This is a genomic window from Enterobacter sp. 61D5 (assembly GCF_034107965.1).
GTDB classification, from domain to species: Bacteria; Pseudomonadota; Gammaproteobacteria; order Enterobacterales; family Enterobacteriaceae; genus Enterobacter; species Enterobacter cloacae_M.
In genome coordinates this window covers 1-21,640 of the sequence record NZ_JAWNFK010000008.1, presented here as the reverse complement: position 1 = coordinate 21,640, position 21,640 = coordinate 1, and the positions used below count along the sequence as shown (strand labels likewise).

The following is a 21,640-nucleotide window of genomic DNA, read 5'->3' as shown; positions in this document are numbered from 1 at the left end:
TCCTTAAACCTTTTCAACCTGGACAAGGTTTGTGTGGGATGGGTTGCCCTTCGCCAGCGGCGACGGACGCTGCGTGGTCAGCACGTTAATACTGCCCGCCTGGTCGATGCGGTTGGCATCAGGGCTGTACCAGGCCCCTTCCCCCAGCGCCACCACGCCTGGCATCATGCGCGGCGTCACTTTGGCTTCAATGTGCACCTCGCCGCGACCGTTGAAGATACGCACGCGATCGCCATTGCTGATGCCGCGTGCTTTGGCATCCATCGGGTTGATCCACATCTCCTGACGGCAGGCGGCCTTGAGTACGTCGACGTTACCGTAGGTGGAGTGCACGCGCGCTTTGTAGTGGAAACCGGTCAGCTGCAGCGGGAATTTCGCCGTCAGCGGATCGTTGTAGTTTTCGAAACCCGGCGTGTAGATCGGCAGCGGATCGATAACGTCCCCTTCCGGCAGCTCCCAGGTCGACGCGATTTTTGCCAGCTCTTCGGAGTAGATTTCGATTTTGCCCGACGGCGTGGTCAGCGGATTCGCCTGCGGATCTTCACGGAACGCTTTGTAAGCCACGTGGTGCCCTTCCGGATCGCGCTGTTTGTACATACCCTGCTTGCGGAAGGTATCGAAATCAGGCAGGTCAGGGACCGCCTTACGGGAGAGTTCATGCAGATGGCGCATCCACCCTTCCTGTGTACGCCCCTCGGTAAACTGCTGCTCAACGCCAAGACGTTTCGCCAGCTCAGAGGTCATCTCATAAATGGTTTTGCACTCGAAGCGCGGTTTGATCGCCTGGTCGGTAAAGATCACGTAAGACATGTTGCCGCAGGAGGCGTCCAGCGCGAAATCCATCTGCTCAGAGGCGGTGCAGTCCGGCAGCAGGATATCGGCATATTTCGCCGAGGAGGTCATATGGCAGTCGATCACCACAATCATCTCGCACTTCTTATCATCCTGCAGGATTTCATGGGTACGGTTGATTTCGGAGTGCTGGTTGATGAGACAGTTACCGGCATAGTTCCAGATCATCTTGATCGGCACGTCCAGCTTGTCCTTGCCGCGCACGCCGTCGCGCAGGGCGGTCATTTCAGGACCACGTTCGATCGCATCGGTCCACATAAACATGGAGATGCTAGTCTGAACAGGGTTATCCAGCGTCGGCATACGTTCAAACGGCACTTCATACGAGCCTTCACGCGCGCCGGTGTTACCGCCGTGAATACCGACGTTGCCGGTCAAAATGGAGAGCATGGAGATGGCACGGGTCGCGATTTCGCCGTTCGCATGGCGCTGCGGTCCCCAGCCCTGGCTGATGTAGGCCGGTTTGGCGGAGCCAATCTCACGCGCCAGCTGAACGATACGCTCGGCCGGAATACCGGTGATGGTGGACGCCCACTCGGGCGTTTTCGCCACGCCGTCGCTGCCCTGCCCGAGAATATAGGCCTTGTAATGGCCATTTGCAGGCGCGCTGGCTGGCAGGGTTTTCTCGTCATAGCCGACGCAGTATTTATCCAGGAAAGGCTGATCGACGAGGTTTTCGGTGATCATCACCCACGCCAGCGCGGAGACCAGCGCTGCATCGGTACCCGGACGGATTGGGATCCACTCGTCTTCACGTCCGGCGCCAGTGTCGGTATAGCGCGGATCGATAATGATCATGCGGGCATTGGATTTGGCGCGGGCCTGTTCGAGATAATAGGTTACCCCGCCACCGCTCATGCGGGTTTCGCCCGGGTTATTACCGAACAACACCACCAGCTTACTGTTTTCGATATCAGACGGGCTGTTGCCGTCCGCCCAGCCGCCGTAGGTGTAGTTGAGTCCCGCGGCAATCTGCGCCGATGAGTAGTCACCATAGTGATTGAGATAACCGCCGCAGCAGTTCATCAGGCGTGCCACCAGCGTTTTACCCGGTGGCCAGGAGCGGGTCAGCGTACCGCCGAGCGTCCCGGTGCCGTAGTTCAGGTAGATGGATTCGTTGCCGTACTCTTTGATAAGGCGCTGTATATTGGTGGCGATAATATCGTAGGCTTCATCCCAGCTAATTCGCTCGAACTTGCCTTCGCCACGCTTACCGACGCGCTTCATTGGATATTTCAGGCGGTCCGGATTATACACGCGACGACGCATTGATCGGCCGCGCAAACATGCGCGAACCTGATGTAACCCTTCATAGTTATCGTCCCCGGTATTGTCGGTTTCGACATATTTAATTTCGCCATCCACCACATGCATACGCAGCGGACAACGGCTACCGCAGTTTACGGTACAGGCACTCCACACCACTTTTTCCGGAGCTGAGGCTGGGGATAGTGCATCCGCCGCTGAGGCCAGTCGGGTAAAAGGAAGCGTGAAGGCGCTGCTGGCTACGGCCAGGCCGCCTATTGCCGTGGTTTTCATCAACCCACGGCGAGTGACCTCGGCAGCCATTAATGCTTCAGGCGCGTTGATTTTCATAGAGACTCACTTTGGTTGCTCACAAAGAAAAGAGTGGCGGCACAAAACCGCTATGTAGTTTTATATATAACGAATTTTTACGTAATCAGCTTTTTATGCTGACTTTCATTCGGAGGAGTATTACTACTTTAGAGGGAGGGGGTATTGCGTCGTGTCAATTCCGCGGCATAAAAAAAGCGCCTAAAGGCGCTTTTTTGTTGTGAGGCAAAGAATTAGCCGATGTACTGCTGGCCCTTCATGTATGGACGCAACACTTCAGGGATCTCAATACGACCGTCTGCCTGCTGATAGTTTTCCAGCACGGCAACCAGCGTACGGCCCACAGCCAGACCAGAACCGTTCAGGGTATGCACCAGACGGGTTTTCTTGTCAGATTTGCTGCGGCAGCGTGCCTGCATACGACGCGCCTGGAAATCCCAGACGTTAGAGCAGGAGGAGATTTCACGGTAGGTGTTCTGCGCAGGCACCCACACTTCCAGATCGAAGGTTTTGCAGGCACCAAAGCCCATATCACCGGTGCACAGGGCCATACGACGATACGGCAGGCCCAGCAGCTCCAGCACTTTCTCAGCGTGACCGGTCATCTCTTCCAGCGCGTCCATGGACTCTTCAGGGCGGACGATCTGCACCATCTCAACTTTGTCGAACTGGTGCATACGGATCAGACCGCGCGTGTCGCGACCGTAAGAACCTGCTTCAGAACGGAAGCACGGAGAGTGTGCCGTCAGCTTAATTGGCAGGTCGTCTTCATCGATGATCTCATCACGCACGAGGTTAGTCAGCGGCACTTCAGCGGTTGGGATCAGCGCGTAGTTGCTGCTGTCTGCTTCCTCGTCCAGCGGACGGGTATGGAACAGATCGCCGGCAAATTTCGGCAGCTGACCCGTACCGTACAGCGTATCGTGGTTAACCAGATACGGCACGTAGGTTTCGCTGTAGCCATGTTGCTCGGTGTGCAGATCCAGCATGAACTGTGCCAGCGCGCGGTGCAGATGAGCAATCTGGCCTTTCATCACCACGAAGCGAGAACCGGTCAGCTTAACCGCTGCCGCAAAGTCCAGGCCCGCGTGCATTTCGCCCAGCGTCACGTGATCGCGTACTTCGAAGTCAAACTCACGAGGCGTACCCCAGCGTTTCACTTCAACGTTGTCGTTCTCATCTTTGCCGACAGGCACGCTGTCGTCAGGAATATTCGGGATAGCCAGGGCAATATCACGAATCTCGGCCTGAAGAACATCCAGCTCAGCTTTAGCCTGATCCAGTTCTTCACCCAGTTTGTTCACTTCCAGGCGTAATGGCTCAATATCTTCCCCGCGCGCTTTCGCCTGGCCGATGGATTTCGATCGAGAGTTACGCTCTGCCTGCAGATTTTCAGTTTGTACCTGCAGAACTTTACGACGCTCTTCAAGAGCGCGCAGCTTATCTACATCCAGCTTAAAGCCCCGGCGTGCCAGTTTTTCAGCGACTGCGTCTGGCTCATTACGCAGCAGATTGGGATCGAGCATGCTTATCCTGTGCTTATCGAATTAAAATAGGAAAATGTGACCACAGCCTGCGGCCACAAGGATACATTGCCAACATTACCGCAACGATTGAACTAACGGTAGCGTTTTATAGGGCTATTTTGATCCTGTCCGGCGAGCCAGGTGAGCTTTTCACCAATCTTGCCTTCAAGACCTCTGTTTGTGGGGTGATAATAGCGCGTTTGTGCCATCTCCTGCGGGAAATATTCCTCCCCGGCAGCGTAGGCATTGGGTTCATCATGAGCGTAACGATACTCCTGCCCATATCCCATCTCTTTCATCAGTTTGGTCGGCGCGTTACGCAGGTGAACCGGCACATCGTAGTCCGGACGTTCACGCGCATCGGACATCGCCGCTTTAAACGCGGTATAAACCGCATTACTTTTCGGCGCACAGGCCAGATAGACAATCGCCTGCGCAATGGCGCGTTCGCCTTCCGCGGGCCCAACGCGGGTGAAGCAGTCCCAGGCCGACAGCGCGACCTGCATGGCGCGAGGATCGGCATTGCCGACATCTTCTGACGCAATCGCCAGACAGCGACGCGCGACATATAAAGGATCGCCGCCCGCAGTGATAATGCGCGCGTACCAGTAAAGCGCCGCATCCGGCGCGCTGCCGCGCACGGACTTATGCAGCGCCGAGATCAGGTCGTAAAAACGGTCGCCTTTGTTATCGAAACGCGCGCTGCGCTCCCCCGCAATTTCGGTGAGCAGTTCCGGTTTCAGCACCCGCTTCCCGGCATCGTCGATTTCGGCCATATCGGCCATCATTTCCAGCGTATTCAGCGCACGCCGCGCATCACCGTTGACCAGCTCGGCAATTGCACGACGCGTGTCGTCAGGCAGAACGATATCCTGCCCGCCGTAGCCGCGCGCTTTGTCGTCCATCGCCTGGGTGAGAACCTTTTCGATATCCTCGGTGGTGAGCGATTTGAGCAGGTAAACGCGCGCGCGGGAAAGCAGCGCCGAGTTCAGTTCAAACGATGGGTTTTCGGTGGTCGCACCGATGAAGAAGATCGTGCCGTCTTCAATATGCGGCAGGAAGGCATCCTGCTGGCTTTTGTTGAAGCGATGGACTTCGTCCACGAAGAGGATGGTACGCCGCCCGGCATTGCGGTTCTGCCGCGCACGCTCGATCGCCTCACGGATCTCTTTCACGCCGGAGGTGACCGCCGAGATACGTTCGACGTCCGCGTTGGCATAGCGGGCGATCACTTCTGCAAGCGTAGTCTTGCCGGTGCCAGGGGGGCCCCAGAGGATCATGGAGTGAAGATGCCCGGCCTCAATGGCGCGCGGCAATGGCTTACCGGCAGCCAGCAGATGTTGCTGGCCGATATACTGCGCTAAATTTTCTGGCCGCATACGAGCGGCCAGAGGTTGAAACGCGTTATCTGAAAAATCGAGCGACAGATTGCCCACTCACGCCTCTTACTTATTGCGTTGGTCGTCCACCGTTACGCCCTGCGGCGGGGTAAAGGTAAATTTCGATGCATCAACGGCGCCGTTCTGCTGAGACTTGAGCTGGTAGCTGCTGCGCTGATCGTCCTGCTCAACCGCGCCGAACTGATTAATCGTACCGTTGGTGCTTACGTTAATGGTGAACTGCTTCAGGTTGCCGTTACTGCCTTTCGGCGTCAGGACAAACTCGTCACCCGTCTGTTTAATATTGTACTGCTGCCAGTCGCTGGACTGGTTACGAGCAATCAGCATAAACGGCGTATTGCTGGTGGCATCTTTCAGCCAGGTCGCCGTTGCCTGCTCAACGAACGGGTTGAAGAACCATAAGGTTTTGCCGTCAGACACCAGGATACTCTCATCCGGCTGGGTCATGTGCCAGTTGAACAGATTTGGGCGTTTTACCCACAAATCTCCCTGGCCTTCCTGCACCGCGTTGCCGCTGCCGTCCGTCACTTTTTGCGTGAAGCTGGCGTGGAAGCTGCTTACTTTATCCAGTCGGCTTTTAAGGTCGCTGGCTGCATCAGCCCAGACGCTGCTGGCGACAAAACTGGTGAGTAATGCACAGGCGATGGCGATTTTTTTCATTGTTATTCCTTAAAATACGTCTTCCCGATATGGGGTTTCCGTCTTCTATTCTGGACCTGCCCGAAGGCAGGCAACAGAAGAAAATGCTTAATTTTGGCTGATTTACCCTTCTTTGCAATCGCTGAAGGTTAATCAAACGGCGGCGGTGCCAGCACCTCGCGGTTACCGTTATGCCCCTGCTCGCTCACAATGCCCTGCGCTTCCATCTGCTCAATAATACGCGCTGCGCGGTTATAGCCGATGCGGAACTGACGCTGCACGCCTGAGATGGACGCTTTGCGTTTTTCGGTAACGAAGTTAACCGCCTGATCGAATAACGGATCCAGCTCTTCGCCGCCGTCGAAGCCACCGCCGCCGCCTTCGCTTTCCGTGTCGCTGGTAATACCGTCAACGTATTGCGGACGACCGCGCGCTTTCCAGTCCTGCACGACGGCGTGAACTTCCTCATCGCGGACGAACGCACCGTGGACGCGCACCGGAGAGGTGGAGTTCGGGCCTGAATAGAGCATGTCACCCATACCCAGCAGCGACTCTGCGCCACCCTGGTCAAGAATGGTACGGGAGTCAATTTTACTTGATACGGTAAAAGCGATACGCGTCGGGATGTTCGCTTTGATAAGACCGGTGATAACGTCCACGGAAGGACGCTGGGTCGCCAGCACTAGGTGAATACCCGCCGCACGCGCTTTCTGCGCCAGACGGGCAATCAACTCTTCTACTTTCTTACCGACGGTCATCATAAGGTCAGCGAATTCATCGACCAGCACGACGATATAAGGCAGTTTTTCCAGCACCGGATGCTGGGCATCCATGCTGTCACCCGGCTTCCAGTAAGGATCCGGGATCGGACGCCCCATGCGCACAGCCTGGGCAATTTTCTCGTTATACCCGGCCAGGTTACGCACGCCCAACGCAGACATCAGCTTGTAGCGGCGTTCCATCTCATTGACGCTCCAGCGCAGGGCGTTGGCGGCGTCTTTCATGTCGGTGACCACTTCGGTCAGCAGATGCGGGATGCCTTCGTAGACCGACAGTTCGAGCATTTTCGGGTCGATCATAATGAAACGCACATCTTCCGGCTGCGCTTTATAGAGCATGCTGAGGATCATGGCGTTCACACCAACAGACTTACCGGAACCGGTGGTACCCGCTACCAGCAGGTGAGGCATTTTGGCGAGATCCGCGACTACCGGATCGCCAGCGATATCTTTACCCAGCACCACCGTCAGCGGAGATGGGTTATCCCGGAATTTGGTGTTATCCAGCACTTCACGCAGGTAGACGGTCTGACGTTTCTTGTTCGGCAGCTCAAGGCCAACGTACGGTTTGCCCGGTATTACTTCCACCACACGTACCGCAACGGTCGACAGAGAACGCGCCAGGTCGCGGGACAGGTTGGAAATACGCGCGGCTTTAACGCCGGGCGCCAGGTTCAGTTCAAAACGGGTGATCACAGGACCCGGCGAGTAGTTCACCACGTCCGCCTTGATGCGGAAGTCAGCCAGACGCGCTTCAACCAGGCGCGCCATCTGCTCCAGCGCGAAGGTATCGACCGGCTCCACTTCTGACGGCGGAGGCGTTAACAGATCCAGCGACGGCAACGGCGTGCTTGGACGCTGCAGCGGACGGCTGTCACCGTTACGCATCAGCAGAGGGTGAATCAGACTTTCCTGCGGCTGAGGCGCAGGCTGCTGGAACTGCGGTGGCTGCTGCGATTGCTGCGGTTGCTGAACAGGTTGATGCTGCTGCGCGTAGGCCTGTGGTGCTGGCTGCTGGCGCACAGGCTCCGCTTCCGGCATCACGCTCGGGGTAAATAACGGCTCGCTCGGGCCATCATCCACCAGATCCTTCATCGGCGAGAATTCAAAATCAGACAGCGAGAACGGATTTGCACCAGCCGGTTGTTCACCGGAATAGCGCTGCTGTTGAGTGGCCGCAAACTGGCGCGCTAATTCTGCTTCAGCCGCGTCCTCTTCGTCTTCCAGCACCGGTTCATCGTGCTGATATTCTTCACCGTAGCGCTGATTCTGCTGCGCGGCGAACTGACGGGCCAGCTCGTCCTGCTGCATTTCATCGGCGTCATCTTCGTACTCAGGCTCGCGCGCTTTCTCTTCCGCCATACGCTGGGAAGGCAGCTTGATGCCATAAGAGGCAAGCTCACGACGGGTGGGTACGCGAACGCGGTTAGGGCGAGGCAGTTGCGGACCAATCCCCTCCTTCACCTGAGGACGCGGCGTGCCCCCTGTTGCCAGGCTAAAGACAGGTGCAGCTACGGCAGCGGCCGCGGTAGCCTGCTTCACGCTTTCCGCTACGGGTGCGACTGCAGGCGTCGGGTCGATCGGTGGAACGGAAGCAGAACGCGCTTTCGTCACCGGCTCCTGCACCGGTTCAGGCACAGGCTGGTACCAGGCCGCCAGCTGCTCGCGTTCACGCGCACGACGCTCTTCAACTTCTTCAAAATAGTACATCGGTGGACGAGAGGGTTTTACCTCTTCCACGATTTCATGTTCAGGCTGCGGCTCTACATAAGGCTGCACAGGTTCAACCGGCTCAGGCACATACTCCTGATAAGGTTGGGCCACAGGCTGTTCATAGTGCGGGTAATCTTGCGGTTCATACGCAGGCTGCGGCGGCTGATAAGGCTGCTGCCACTGCTCCTGCTGCACAGGGATGTAGCTTTCAGGTTCAGGCGCGATAACCGGCTCCGGCGTGTGAACGCCTGGCGCAGTCTGCCAGTCAACCTGAGGCTGCTGAATAACGGATTCCGGCGGCGAAACCGGCGCGGATGGCATCACGGCGTCGACAGGCGCGGCATACGCCTGCGCAGCGGTCGTCGCGGCTGCAGCGGCCGCAACCGGCTCGGTAACCGAATGGCCATTTAACAGCGGATCGTATTCGTCGAAGTCACCCGGAGTGGCCCGGCTGCCGGAGAAGAGCACATCGTCAGGATCGACGGCGACACCCGCAGCGCGATACGCCACCTGCTCGTCTTCATCCATGCGTTTACCGGAGAAGAGCGCCGCATCGGTTTTACGACCCAGCGGGTTGGCAAATTTCTCAGCAACACGCTGGCGACGCGCCAGCGCGCCGCGCAGAATACGCGCACGACGAGACTCGCGACGCTGAACAGGCGCGTCATCTTCCTCTTCATCTTCGTATTCTTCTTCATCAACCCACGTATCGTCACGACGGGTACGGTTGCTGGCGAAGGTCAGAATGGTGAGGATAAAACTGCCGATTTTCTCGGCTATGCTCACCCAGGACCAGCCGGTGAACAACGTCAGCCCGGCCGCCCAGATACATAGCAGCGCCAGCGTGCCGCCGCTGCTGTGCAGCATCGGCTGCAGCGCAGAACTGAGTAAACTGCCGATCACCCCGCCAGAGGCGAAGTACCAGATATCATCCGCATTGATTGCCGCCAGCCCGCACGAGGTGAGGATCAGCGCCAGCGCGCCAATCAGGCGCAGCGACACGGCAAAATAGTCGATGTAATCATCGTTCTGACGATGACGCCACGCAAACCAGCATCCGCCAATGATAATAACGGGAAGGGTGTAGGCCATCACACCGAAAATGAAAAACAGCGTGTCAGCAAGCCAGGCACCGGGGACACCGCCTAAATTATGGATAGGCTCATGCCATGCAGTTTGTGACCAGCTGGGATCTGAGGGGTTGAAACTGAGTAAGGCTGCCATCAGCCAGACGGCAAAAAGGGCAATAACAATCAGCAAAGCCTCGAGAAGACGACGTCCGCTGCTTAGCTTCGATAGTGTGACTTCTTTGTCTTCAGTGTATTCCTGGCTCAAAAAAGGCTCTCCAGGTATCAGGCATATCCTGCCTTTTTGCTAAAACGGACAACAGCGCCGGGACTCCCCGGCACTGTTGCTGTATGGATTAACAGGAGTGTAATCAAACTACGCTGATTTTGCACCTGTTCCGTGTTAGCGCGTCTTAATAACCAGACGATTGCTCTGTTTGACCTCTTCCATCACCACATACGTACGGGTGTCGTTCACGCCTGGCAGACGCAGCAGGGTTTCCCCCAGCAGCTTACGGTAGGCGGACATATCAGGCACACGGGTTTTCAACAGGTAGTCGAAATCACCGGATACCAGATGACACTCTTGAATTTCTTCAAGTTTTTGTACAGCGGCGTTAAATTGCTCAAACACATCCGGCGCACCACGATTCAGAGTAATCTCAACAAATACCAGAAGTGAGGCATCCAGATAATGCGGGTTCAGCAGAGCAGTATAGCCCTGAATGAAACCCTGTCTTTCCAGTCGGCGCACACGCTCAAGGCACGGCGTCGGGGAAAGTCCCACACGTTTTGAAAGCTCGACGTTGGAAATACGCCCATCCTTTTGCAATTCATTAAGAATGTTACGATCGATACGGTCGAGATCTTTGCCAGGGCGCTTCTTGCTATCTACCATTATTATTGTCTCTCTGTATTCCTTCCCTACTCCTGCCTGGACCCTGTGCACATCACTGTTCAGAGCCTGTACCCGTTAGTCATCACATCGCCTGGTTTTGTATTAGACGCGATGCGGATTCGGGTTCTGTTGGTAAGAAGACCGTTGCCCGAAGGCAGTCACCGACATCACGTATGGCGTCTGTCCACGCCATGCGTAGATTTCACTGACCCGGTAAAAATGGCATTTACGTGCATGCCTATGCGGCATACGGTTAACGCGGTTTTTTTTCTTCCTTGAATGTTTTCGCAAAAGCGCAGGGGATTGTCAAAGCAAAACATCGTTTTTTAGTACAACATGCCGGATATTCATTACGGCAGGGTATTAATCCTCATTTTATTGCCTTACAAACGACCGGTTTTCAGGCGAAAGCGTGATGTTATAGCGCCTCATTCATCGCCCGTGGCTATTACACAGATTGATATCAAAATTGCTGCGCTCTTTTTTTACGACAACAAATTCCCTACAATCCAGCCAAATGTCTGTCAACAACAATGGGGATCTCATGGGCACGGCCAAACACAGTAAGCTGCTAATCCTTGGTTCTGGACCTGCGGGATATACCGCAGCGGTCTATGCTGCACGCGCTAACCTGCACCCGGTACTCATCACCGGCATGGAAAAAGGCGGTCAGCTGACCACCACCACCGAAGTGGAAAACTGGCCAGGGGACCCGAACGACCTGACCGGGCCGCTGCTGATGGAACGTATGCACGAGCATGCCGCTAAATTCGAAACTGAAATTCTGTTCGACCACATCAATAAGGTCGATCTGCAGAACCGTCCGTTCCGCCTGACGGGCGACAGCGGCGAATACACCTGTGACGCGCTGATCGTTGCCACCGGCGCCTCTGCCCGTTACCTCGGTCTGCCATCCGAAGAAGCGTTCAAAGGCCGCGGCGTCTCTGCCTGCGCAACCTGTGACGGTTTCTTCTACCGCAATCAGAAAGTCGCGGTCATCGGCGGCGGTAACACCGCAGTGGAAGAAGCGCTCTACCTGGCGAACATTGCCTCTGAAGTGCACCTGATCCACCGCCGCGAAACCTTCCGCGCGGAGAAGATCCTGATCAAACGCCTGATGGATAAAGTGGCCAGCGGCAACATCGTGCTGCACACCAACCGTACCCTGGAAGAGGTGACGGGCGACCAGATGGGCGTTGCCGGTCTGCATATCCGTGATACCCAGAACACCGACAACGTCGAAACGCTTGAAGTGGCGGGTCTGTTCGTGGCGATCGGTCACAGCCCGAACACCGCGATCTTCGACGGTCAGCTGGAGCTGGAAAACGGCTACATCAAAGTGCAGTCCGGCATTCACGGTAATGCGACCCAGACCAGCATCCCGGGCGTGTTCGCGGCTGGCGACGTAATGGACCATATTTATCGTCAGGCGATTACCTCTGCTGGCACCGGCTGTATGGCCGCGCTGGACGCTGAACGCTACCTCGATGGACTGGCTGAACAAGGTAAATAATCTTTACAAGTCAGTAACAAACGTAAATAAAGGCGGCGATAAGTCGCCTTTATTGTCTCCCCGTTGTAACATTGCGCTGCCCAATTTCTAATAACGTCACCTGCAAAGTACGCAATGGAAAAAACCCGTCAACAAGAGTTAACACGCTGGCTGAAACAGCAAAGCGTTATTTCCCGCCGCTGGCTTACGATTTCCCGTCTCCTGGGGTTCGTTAGCGGTCTGTTGATTGTTGCCCAGGCATGGCTGCTGGCCCGCATTCTTAATCACATGATCATGGAGAACATCCCGCGCGAAGCGCTGTTGCTGCCTTTTATTGTCCTGATCCTGATTTTTATCCTGCGCGCCTGGGTGGTGTGGCTGCGTGAGCGCGTCGGTTTTCACGCCGGACAGCACATCCGCTACGAGATACGCCGTCAGGTGCTGGATCGCCTTCAGGAAGCCGGGCCCGCGTGGATCCAGGGTAAACCGGCCGGTAGCTGGGCGACGCTGATCCTTGAGCAGATTGACGATATGCACGACTACTATGCGCGCTATCTGCCGCAGATGGCCCTTGCCGTCTTCGTTCCGCTGCTGATCGTGATCGCCATCTTCCCGGTGAACTGGATGGCTGCGCTGATTCTGATGGGCACCGCCCCGCTGATCCCACTGTTTATGGCGCTGGTCGGCATGGGGGCAGCGGATGCCAACCGCCGTAACTTCCTGGCTCTGGGTCGCCTCAGCGGTCATTTCCTCGATCGTCTGCGCGGCATGGAGACGTTACGCATTTTTGGCCGCGGTGAAGCGGAAACCGAAAATATTCGCCGGGCATCGCAGGACTTCCGTCAGCGCACCATGGAAGTGTTACGCCTTGCCTTCTTGTCCTCCGGCGTACTGGAATTCTTTACCTCGCTGTCGATTGCCCTCGTGGCGGTCTACTTTGGCTTCTCCTACCTTGGCGCGCTGGATTTCGGCCATTACGGCACGGCGGTGACCCTTTCTGCCGGTTTCCTGGCGCTGATCCTGGCCCCGGAGTTTTTCCAGCCGCTCCGCGATCTGGGGACCTTCTATCACGCCAAAGCGCAGGCGGTTGGTGCAGCCGATAGCCTGAAAACGTTCCTTGAAACGCCGCTGGCTCACCCGGAGCGGGGTGACGTGACGCTGAATGCTAAAGACCCCGTGACCATTGAAGCGCAGGACTTTTCTATTCTGTCACCGGAAGGCAAAGTGCTCGCGGGTCCGCTGAACTTTAACTTACCTGCCGGACAACGCGTAGTGCTCGTCGGTACCAGCGGTTCCGGGAAAAGTTCGCTGCTGAATGCGCTATCCGGTTTTATGGCCTACACAGGTTCACTGCGGATCAACAAAACGGAACTGCGTAACCTCGATCCTGACGCCTGGCGTAAACAGCTCAGGTGGGTAGGCCAAAACCCGCAGCTTCCAGCCTCTACGCTGCGTGAAAACGTCCTGCTGGCGCGCCCGGACGCGCGTGAAGATGAACTGCAATCGGTGCTCGACCGCGCCTGGGTCAGCGAGTTTCTGCCGCTGCTTCCGCAGGGGGTAGATACCGTGGTCGGCGACCAGTCTGCCGGACTCTCGGTCGGACAGGCGCAGCGCGTGGCGGTTGCCCGTGCGCTGCTTAACCCATGCCATCTGATGCTGCTGGATGAGCCCGCCGCCAGCCTGGACGCCCACAGCGAACAGCGCGTAATGGAGGCCCTGAACGCCGCCTCCCGGCAGCAAACCACCCTGATGGTTACCCATCAGCTGGAAGGGATTGCCGACTGGGACCAGATCTGGGTCATGGAGAACGGCCGTATTGTTGAGCAAGGCGATTACGCCTCTCTCGTTGCCGCGCAGGGACCGTTTGCCGCCCTGCTGGCGAACCGTCAGGAGGACATCTGATGCGTGCTCTGCTGCCTTATCTTGCGCTCTATAAACGTCACAAATGGATGCTGACGCTGGGGATTGTGCTGGCGATTGTCACGCTGCTCGCCAGCATTGGCCTGCTCACCCTTTCCGGCTGGTTCCTGTCAGCCTCGGCCGTCGCGGGCTTTGCCGGTTTATACAGCTTCAACTATATGCTCCCGGCTGCCGGTGTTCGCGGTACCGCCATCACGCGGACTGCCGGACGCTATTTCGAACGGCTGGTCAGCCACGACGCCACTTTCCGCGTGCTGCAGCACCTGCGCATCTACACCTTCAGCAAACTGCTGCCCCTCTCCCCTGCCGGGCTGGCGCGTTTTCGTCAGGGTGAATTACTTAACCGTGTTGTTGCGGATGTCGACACGCTGGATCACCTGTACCTGCGCGTGATTTCCCCGATCGTGGGCGCGTTTGTGGTGATTGTGGTGGTCACGCTGGGGTTGTCTGTTCTGGACGTTTCCGTTGCGCTGACGCTGGGCGGGATCATGCTACTGACGCTCATCATTCTGCCGCCGCTGTTTTACCGCGCCGGGAAATCCACCGGGGAAAACCTGACGCGCCTGCGCGGGGACTACCGCCAGCAGCTCACCTCCTGGCTTCAGGGGCAGGCTGAGCTGACGATTTTTGGCGCCAGCAAGCGCTACCGTGCGCGGATGGAAAGTACGGAGCTTAACTGGCATGAGGCCCAGCGCCGCCAGTCGGAGCTGACGGCCTTCTCTCAGGCGCTGATGATGTTAATCGGCGGCGTGGCGGTGATTGCCATGCTGTGGCTGGCTTCCGGCGATGTAGGGGGAAATTCACAGCCGGGTCCACTTATTGCCCTTTTCGTCTTCTGCGCGCTGGCGGCGTTTGAGGCGCTGGCCCCGGTGACGGGCGCCTTCCAGCATCTTGGTCAGGTGATCGCCTCTGCCCTGCGCATCACGCAGATTGCCGAACAGGAGCCAGAAGTCACGTTCAGTGCCGGGCAAACTGCGGTACCAGAGCAGGTTGCGCTGACGCTTGAAGATGTCACCTTCGCCTATGACAAACAGGCGCAAAACGCGCTGGATGGTATCAATCTTTCAGTTAATGCAGGACAGCGGATGGCGATCCTCGGCCGTACCGGCTGTGGTAAATCGACGCTGCTGCAGTTGCTGACCCGCGCCTGGGATCCGCAGCGCGGCCAGATTCGTTTTAATAACACGTTGCTGACCGATTTCAGCGAGCAGGCCCTGCGCAAGACGGTGAGCGTCGTTCCGCAGCGCGTGCATCTGTTTAGCGCCACCCTGCGCGATAACCTGCTGCTGGCCGCGCCAGAGGCCTCTGATGATGCGCTTCGCGCAGTGCTGGAGCAGGTCGGACTGCAAAAACTGCTTGAGGACGACGGGCTGAACAGCTGGCTGGGCGAAGGCGGCCGTCAGCTCTCCGGCGGTGAACTGCGCCGTCTGGCTATTGCGCGCGCGCTGCTGCACGATGCGCCGCTGATGCTGCTCGACGAACCCACCGAAGGGCTGGATGCAACAACCGAGAGCCAAATCCTTGATTTACTGGCGAATGTCATGACCGGCAAAACCGTGCTGATGGTCACACACCGCCTGCGCGGACTGGCGAGTTTTGATCGGATAATTGTGATGGACAACGGACACATTATTGAGCAAGGTAGTCACGCAGAGCTGTTGGCGAAACAGGGTCGCTACTACCAGTTTAAACAGCGTCTGTAGACTATATTTGTAGCGTCCTCACTCGCGTACTGGAGTTTTGCTGTCATGCGCCTGGTCCAGCTTTCTCGTCATAACATCGCGTTCCCTTCTCCGGAAGGGGCGCTGCGTGAGCCCAACGGGCTGCTGGCCCTTGGTGGTGATCTCAGCCCCGCACGGCTTTTAATGGCGTACCAGCGCGGTATCTTCCCCTGGTTTTCCCCCGGCGATCCGATTTTATGGTGGTCCCCCGATCCGCGTGCCGTGCTGTGGCCAGCGCAGTTTCACGCGAGCCGCAGCATGAAGCGTTTCCATGCGAAATCCCCCTACCGAGTCACCCTCAACCACGCTTTTGGTCAGGTCATTGAAGGCTGTGCAGAAGACCGCTATGAAGGGACATGGATAACCCGCGATATCATTACCGCCTACCACCAGCTCCATGAGCTTGGCTACGCCCATTCCATAGAGGTGTGGGAAGGTGGAGCACTCATCGGCGGCATGTACGGCGTGGCGCAGGGGACGCTGTTTTGCGGCGAGTCGATGTTCTCTCGTGCGGTTAACGCCTCGAAAACCGCGCTGCTGGTCTTCTGCGATGCGTTTGCCCAGCGCGGCGGACGCCTGATCGATTGTCAGGTGCTCAACGAGCATACGGCCTCCCTGGGTGCTGTTGAAATCCCGCGACGCCAGTACATCGAACAGCTGGACGTCAGCCGTCAGGAGAAGCTCCCGCGCGACTTCTGGATACCGAGAACGCTCTTTATGCCCAATGCCTAAATGTTTTCCGCATATTTTTTGTGAGGGTGTTATAATTATGCCGCAGAGTAGCTTCTGCCTGTTGCCCCGCCGCCGTTTGGGACCCTCGCTTCAGATAACGTCCTGACGTTTATCCTGTTGTCTCCCCTTTACGAATGCGCTTCCTGTTCGGTTGTACCGTGACGCTTGGGCAATGCGCCGAAACTGTTTTGCTGCGTTTTAATCGCGCAATTCTTTACTTAATTGATGAATTTCGGCATTATCTTGCCGGTTCAAAACTTGGTAGTGATACCCCAGAGGATTAGATGGCCAAAGAAGACAATATTGAAATGCAGGGTACCGTACTTGATACGTTGCCTAATACCATGTTTCGCGTAGAGCTGGAAAACGGTCACGTGGTAACTGCGCACATCTCCGGTAAAATGCGCAAAAACTACATCCGCATTTTGACGGGCGACAAAGTGACTGTTGAACTGACCCCGTACGACCTGAGCAAAGGCCGCATTGTCTTCCGTAGTCGCTAATTGTTTTCGCCTGTAATGGCAGATGAATATTAAATAAGGCCGGGATTTTCCCGGCCTTACTTTTTTGTGCTGCAGGCGATTATTTGAACAATTATTTGGCCGTTCGATACAGCGTCAGGGCTGTCTGTTCGACAGCAATGCCTTTTTTATGGCTGTGTCTTGCTATGCTATCAGCCGTTTGCCACCTGATAACCTATATTTATCAAAGCATCAAGCTCGTCTTTTGCAAACAACCTTGCCCGGTAGCATTCACCAGGGAACTCTGGATAGCCATCCATCGAGCAAATCAGATCGTAGATTGTGGCAATAATATGGCCTGTTGCATCGCTGATAAAGAAAGAGCGTGCGTGGTTGGTGTAGATGCCATAGTAGTCACCATAATCTATTGCTGCCCCCATAAAATCAGTGACCTGAGGAACACGATCGGAGGGTAACTGGATAATGCTTCCTGCCTGAGTTGCTGTATTGGCAACGAGATCAACAGCATAGAACATGACTCTCGCTGGATCGGTTTTGTAAGAATCAGCCGTTGCATCACTTGTAATATCTCGAGTAACCGCATTGCCTTCATTATCAACGCAGGAGCGATTATCAAAGAGCGAAAGAACAAATTTTCCTTCAGCCTCATTGCTTAACCCAGCAAAAGCGCTATTTTTAGTGACGAATACGGTATGAGCGCCATTTTCAAAACTCTCAATACCGGAAGTATCTATCTGCGTAACGCCCTGTCCTGCTGCGAAATTACTGTTAAACCCCCCGGTATTAATACTCCATAATATCTTGCCGTCGGCAGGAGAAATACCAAACGTCAGGCCTGCAGAGCGAGTATGAACAACAATCGCTTCAGCATTTGCCTCGCCTGCGGGGATCCAGGAAAGCGAGTTAAGATGAGCATCGTTTGTGGGGCTATTATTCAGGATCTGAGTATTATCAAATGCACGAGTATAATTTTTTGCCCACAACATCACGCCTGTCTTTTCATCAAATTTTAAAATTAATGCGTCCTGTCTCATCGTGTTGGTCGAACGGTCCGGGTTATCATTACCAATCATGAAAAGATTATCGGCTGAATCCCAAATCAGATCGTGGGTGTTAGCGTAGCGGTTACCATCGCGGTCGCGTAAATCAAACTCCAGAATCTCGTTGCCTAAAATATCGATTTTGAAAAAGCGTCGCCCATACCAGTGTTCATCTTCATCACTGCCGATATAGAAATAACCATTATGCGTTTTTAGCATCTGATTACGGTAGGGCTGAGCATAATAGCAGCGAAGATCGCCGTTCCGGTCGTAGCCATCACAATTGGTAGTCATTAACCAACTGTTTCCCCATACGGTCGTGAAGTTAGCGGGATCCGTTTGCTCAATATCGATATGGAAAATCGTCCCCTCGCGGTAGAGTTGTTCCTGTGTGCTTACCTGGATGGTTTGATTAAAAATTTCCACTCCGCTAAGGTTTTTAAAGACAATCTGCACATGGTTAAGGTAGTTTGCATACAGTCCAATAACCGGAATTTTTATCTCAGGTAAAGAGACAATGTCATTTGAAGAATACGTAAAGTCTAAACTTGTAGTGCTAGTCGTTCTTCCCAGTACCGTATAGGAATATGTTATCGCCTCATCAATTATAAACTTCAGATAGACCGCAAGCTGGTTGTTAGCAGGGGCGAGTTCCATTCCAAGATAGGTAATTGCCATATTATTCACCTGTTATTAATTATTACTGTTTAACTTCTTTTACTCGCATCTCATTCACCTGTTGGGGAATGATCTTATTTCCTTTCACCAGATAATCAATAACCGCATCGGAAAGGTTATATCCACCTTTTACCTGTTTGTTCTGACCATCAATGAATGCAGTGAAGCCATCACCACCAGGGGCAAGGAAACTATTTGTCGCTACGCGATAGGTTTCAGAGTCTACAATTGGCTTGCCATTAAGCGTAAATAGTACAACGCGTTGCCCGACAGGTTTATGTTGGTCGTAGCGCATTTCCAGTCCTTTCGACATCTGCAAAACACCGTTAGTGAGTGACGCACTGTGCTCCATAAGATTTCGTAAGGATTTCCCATTCAAATCCATTACGGTTAGCTCATTTGGAAACGGAAACGCGCTAATAACATCGCCGAGGGTTATCGGACCGGCATTCAAATCAGCCCGCAGACCACCTGAATTAGTGAGCGCCAGTTGCGCATCAGGCGCAGCAGCAAGCATTGCATCGGTAAATAAATTGCCCAGCGAAGATGATTCCCCGTAGGCGCGCGTAAGCGTAACAGGCGTCTCTCCAACTTTTTGGCGAACCGTTTCGGAGAGCTTTTTATTCCAGCTATCAATAACACTCTGAGTTGCCGGATCGGGTTTCCATTCATCAGCATAAAGGGTCTTAAGTTCGAAGCTTTTTATTTTGTTGTGATGTTTTTTTAGATCCACATCCAGGACCAGCTTACCAATATCAATCCCACCACTGTCAGTCGAAAGCACCAGCGTGTTACCTACTTTAAGCGGCTCCGGCGTTCCAACATGCGCATGTCCGGTAATCAGAATATCCAGTCCTTTCACCTGCTTCGCCGTCTGGATATCCTTATCAAGGGCGCGTTTGACATCGGTGTTACCGATACTGGACTGGCGTGCGGGGAAACCTTCATGCATGAGTGCAACGGTTATATCTACTTTTCCACGTAGTTCATTCAGATAACGCTGGAGATATTTCACCTCGTCACGCGCTTCAATACCCTGACGCATTGACGATGAAACGGTATCATCGAAAGCGAATACGCCATGCAACCCAATGACCCCAATTTTAACGCCATCCTTTTCGATGATGGTATACGGCTTATTCCAGAAAAGGACATTACTATTTTTATAAAACACGTTACCTAACAGTATCGGGAATTTAGCCTGACTGAGCTGTATCAGCGTATTATCCCATCCATGGTCGAACTCATGATTGCCGACAGACGCAGCATCAAATGACATTGTATTCATAATATCTATGATTGCCCGCCCTTTTGTCAGGCTGCTAATGTACGGACCGGTAAAGTAATCTCCAGCATCGAAATAAAAAGTAGCCTTATTCTTTTGCTTTTCTTGCTTAACGTAAGTCGCAATATTTGCGAAGCCACCGACAGCTCTTTTACCTTCTGCAACATAAGGGAGTTTATAGGGCTCAACATGTGCATGCAGGTCATTGGTATAAATGACGGTAACATCCTGCGCTGGACTTAGCGAAGCATATCCCGATAGTAATAAAACCGCGATTACTGTTTTTTTCATTTTTTAACTCTCGAATTAAAGAAAGAATTTCATTATCGATTAGCAAAAAACAGATTTTGTGAACCTTCTCACGACATATGGAAAAGGGAGACGCGAAAATTTACGACTAACAGAATCAGTTGGTGAAGCACATGGAATCCGCTCCAAAAATAGATCTCAATGTTTGTAAAAGCTGGTCATGTCCAAATCTCGGAATACCAGATGCGAATGATTATGTTTTTCCTGTTTATCGTCTGGGCTACGCTGCACTTGAATGTCAAAAATGTGGCAGTCTTCCTCCACTGTTTAATACCAAAGAATGTGACGAGTGGTTCAGTCAATTCATGCAACGAAAATTAGGAAATACAGGACAAGGTTGTCCCCGCTGTTTTACAGCGCACATCATTCGCTATGGATACACAAAAGCCAGAACACCCCGCTTTCAATGTTGTACCTGCCGTTATGTATTTACTCCACACTATGACAATGCTGTAGGCCTGAATAAAAATATCACCCTTCTTTCCCAGCTCGAACAAGGGGTGCACTCTGGTGAAACGACAAACCAAAGGGTCCTTGCGCAAGCGGTTAACGGATTCGAGCACGATCTGCATGTTTCACTCCCTGCGCTAACAAGGGTGTCAACGACCACAATGGTTATACCGTTTCAGGGTCATTCTGCGAGACAGAAACTGTATGTTGTAATCAGTGCCGATGCTGACTCCGGCAAAATTATTCAAATAACAACCAACTATTGCGACTGGAAGGCAGGTGATTCATTGCTCTATCAGGGTTCTAAGTCTTTCCCTTCTTCGATACTACCGTCGAGCGATACCGATCTTATTCGGGAGCAAGAGATGCAATTTCTTAAACGGAGTCAATTTGATGAAATTCAGTACGGTAGTGCCGAGCTTAAGCGAAACGACCGGGGAAGCATGGTCCGTCCTGTCATTACCATACACAGTCATTTCCAGAGATTAAAACGACGCTTCCCGGGTGTAACCGATCATTATCTCGCCCATGAGTGCGTTTTGCGCGGCGGGGCTATAACTGCCTGGTCAACAGAAGTCCGACTTGGGAAAACCGATCTTTGGTTTGTGTCTGAAAATATTGAAAACGCCAACCTCTCTGACAAAGCATTTTGCCTTACTGGTAGCTGGAAAATGGGATGGTGGAAAAATGTGTGGCAGCGTTGGGATAATGGCGAGATATGCAAGATGATTGGCCTGCTGACCGGACAGCAAAGTACAGCGGAACCCGCGTTGATTTCACTTGCATCCTGCACTGCATTTGCTGTCTGGCTGAAATCCCATCCATGGTCATTACAGTGTCATAACTTTGGGGCGCGGGTAGTGAGCCAGCATTTAGTGGGTCTTGGCTGTATTTACAACCAACAGATGAAGGAAAATTCAGGCAGTTAAGGGCTACATAACGCGAGCTGTACGGCAGCGAACTGCACTATTTTATTGTCATCAAAAGTTATTAACGTCTTCCTGTAACACCCATTTTTACGAAGATTAATCCATTTGGCGTCAGAGGAACTCCCCCGACGCGGTTGAGTCCGTCAAGGTGGT

The 21,640-nt window shown here is 54.1% G+C and carries 14 protein-coding genes; 6 read left to right on the top strand and 8 right to left on the bottom strand.

Annotated features, from left to right (window positions below; genetic code table 11):
- Window positions 1-3: 3 nt before the first annotated feature.
- From dmsA to lrp, 6 genes are all read right to left on the bottom strand, one after another.
- Window positions 4-2,448, bottom strand: coding sequence for a dimethylsulfoxide reductase subunit A (gene dmsA / locus UTM25_RS09040; protein WP_194399969.1), 2,445 nt, complete (start codon window positions 2,446-2,448; stop codon window positions 4-6).
- A gap of 212 nt (window positions 2,449-2,660) precedes the next feature.
- Window positions 2,661-3,953 (bottom strand): serine--tRNA ligase, encoded by a 1,293-nt coding sequence (gene serS / locus UTM25_RS09035; RefSeq protein WP_008499983.1) that lies wholly within the window; start codon window positions 3,951-3,953, stop codon window positions 2,661-2,663.
- Window positions 3,954-4,045: 92 nt separating this feature from the next.
- Complete coding sequence (rarA, locus tag UTM25_RS09030) at window positions 4,046-5,389, bottom strand: replication-associated recombination protein RarA (RefSeq protein WP_033145084.1); 1,344 nt, start codon at window positions 5,387-5,389, stop codon at window positions 4,046-4,048.
- 9 nt (window positions 5,390-5,398) lie between these two features.
- Complete coding sequence (lolA, locus tag UTM25_RS09025; RefSeq protein ID WP_023310983.1) at window positions 5,399-6,013, bottom strand: outer membrane lipoprotein chaperone LolA; 615 nt, start codon at window positions 6,011-6,013, stop codon at window positions 5,399-5,401.
- Between the two features lie 128 nt (window positions 6,014-6,141).
- Entirely contained in the window at window positions 6,142-9,819 is a 3,678-nt protein-coding gene (locus UTM25_RS09020) for a DNA translocase FtsK 4TM domain-containing protein (protein ID WP_194399968.1), read from the bottom strand.
- 135 nt (window positions 9,820-9,954) lie between these two features.
- Window positions 9,955-10,449 carry a leucine-responsive transcriptional regulator Lrp gene (lrp, locus tag UTM25_RS09015; protein WP_000228469.1) on the bottom strand — a complete coding sequence of 165 codons (495 nt, stop codon included), beginning with the start codon at window positions 10,447-10,449 and terminating at the stop codon, window positions 9,955-9,957.
- A gap of 544 nt (window positions 10,450-10,993) precedes the next feature.
- Between lrp and trxB the strand changes: the two genes are divergently transcribed.
- The 5 genes from trxB (at window position 10,994) to infA (ending at window position 16,817) form a co-directional block, all read left to right on the top strand.
- Window positions 10,994-11,962: a thioredoxin-disulfide reductase gene (trxB, locus tag UTM25_RS09010; RefSeq protein WP_194399967.1), complete on the top strand. Its 969-nt coding sequence runs from the start codon at window positions 10,994-10,996 to the stop codon at window positions 11,960-11,962.
- 114 nt (window positions 11,963-12,076) lie between these two features.
- Complete coding sequence (cydD, locus tag UTM25_RS09005; protein WP_194399966.1) at window positions 12,077-13,843, top strand: heme ABC transporter permease/ATP-binding protein CydD; 1,767 nt, start codon at window positions 12,077-12,079, stop codon at window positions 13,841-13,843.
- Entirely contained in the window at window positions 13,843-15,564 is a 1,722-nt protein-coding gene (cydC, locus tag UTM25_RS09000) for a heme ABC transporter ATP-binding protein/permease CydC (protein WP_048979707.1), read from the top strand. The genes cydD and cydC overlap by 1 nt, the downstream gene beginning before the upstream one ends.
- A 45-nt stretch (window positions 15,565-15,609) precedes the next feature.
- Window positions 15,610-16,314, top strand: coding sequence for a leucyl/phenylalanyl-tRNA--protein transferase (aat, locus tag UTM25_RS08995; protein ID WP_194399965.1), 705 nt, complete (start codon window positions 15,610-15,612; stop codon window positions 16,312-16,314).
- Between the two features lie 284 nt (window positions 16,315-16,598).
- Entirely contained in the window at window positions 16,599-16,817 is a 219-nt protein-coding gene (gene infA, locus UTM25_RS08990; RefSeq protein WP_002211347.1) for a translation initiation factor IF-1, read from the top strand.
- A 170-nt stretch (window positions 16,818-16,987) separates the two neighbouring features.
- Here infA and UTM25_RS08985 read toward each other — a convergent pair whose 3' ends face one another.
- Window positions 16,988-18,514: an aryl-sulfate sulfotransferase gene (locus tag UTM25_RS08985; protein ID WP_194399964.1), complete on the bottom strand. Its 1,527-nt coding sequence runs from the start codon at window positions 18,512-18,514 to the stop codon at window positions 16,988-16,990.
- 22 nt (window positions 18,515-18,536) lie between these two features.
- Window positions 18,537-20,090 (bottom strand): bifunctional metallophosphatase/5'-nucleotidase, encoded by a 1,554-nt coding sequence (locus tag UTM25_RS08980; RefSeq protein WP_194399963.1) that lies wholly within the window; start codon window positions 20,088-20,090, stop codon window positions 18,537-18,539.
- Window positions 20,091-20,212: 122 nt separating this feature from the next.
- Here UTM25_RS08980 and UTM25_RS08975 point away from each other — a divergent pair, with 122 nt between their 5' ends.
- The gene (locus UTM25_RS08975) at window positions 20,213-21,487 is read left to right on the top strand and encodes an IS1 family transposase (protein WP_194399962.1); all 1,275 of its coding nucleotides are present in this window, start codon (window positions 20,213-20,215) and stop codon (window positions 21,485-21,487) included.
- Window positions 21,488-21,640 lie beyond the last annotated feature (153 nt).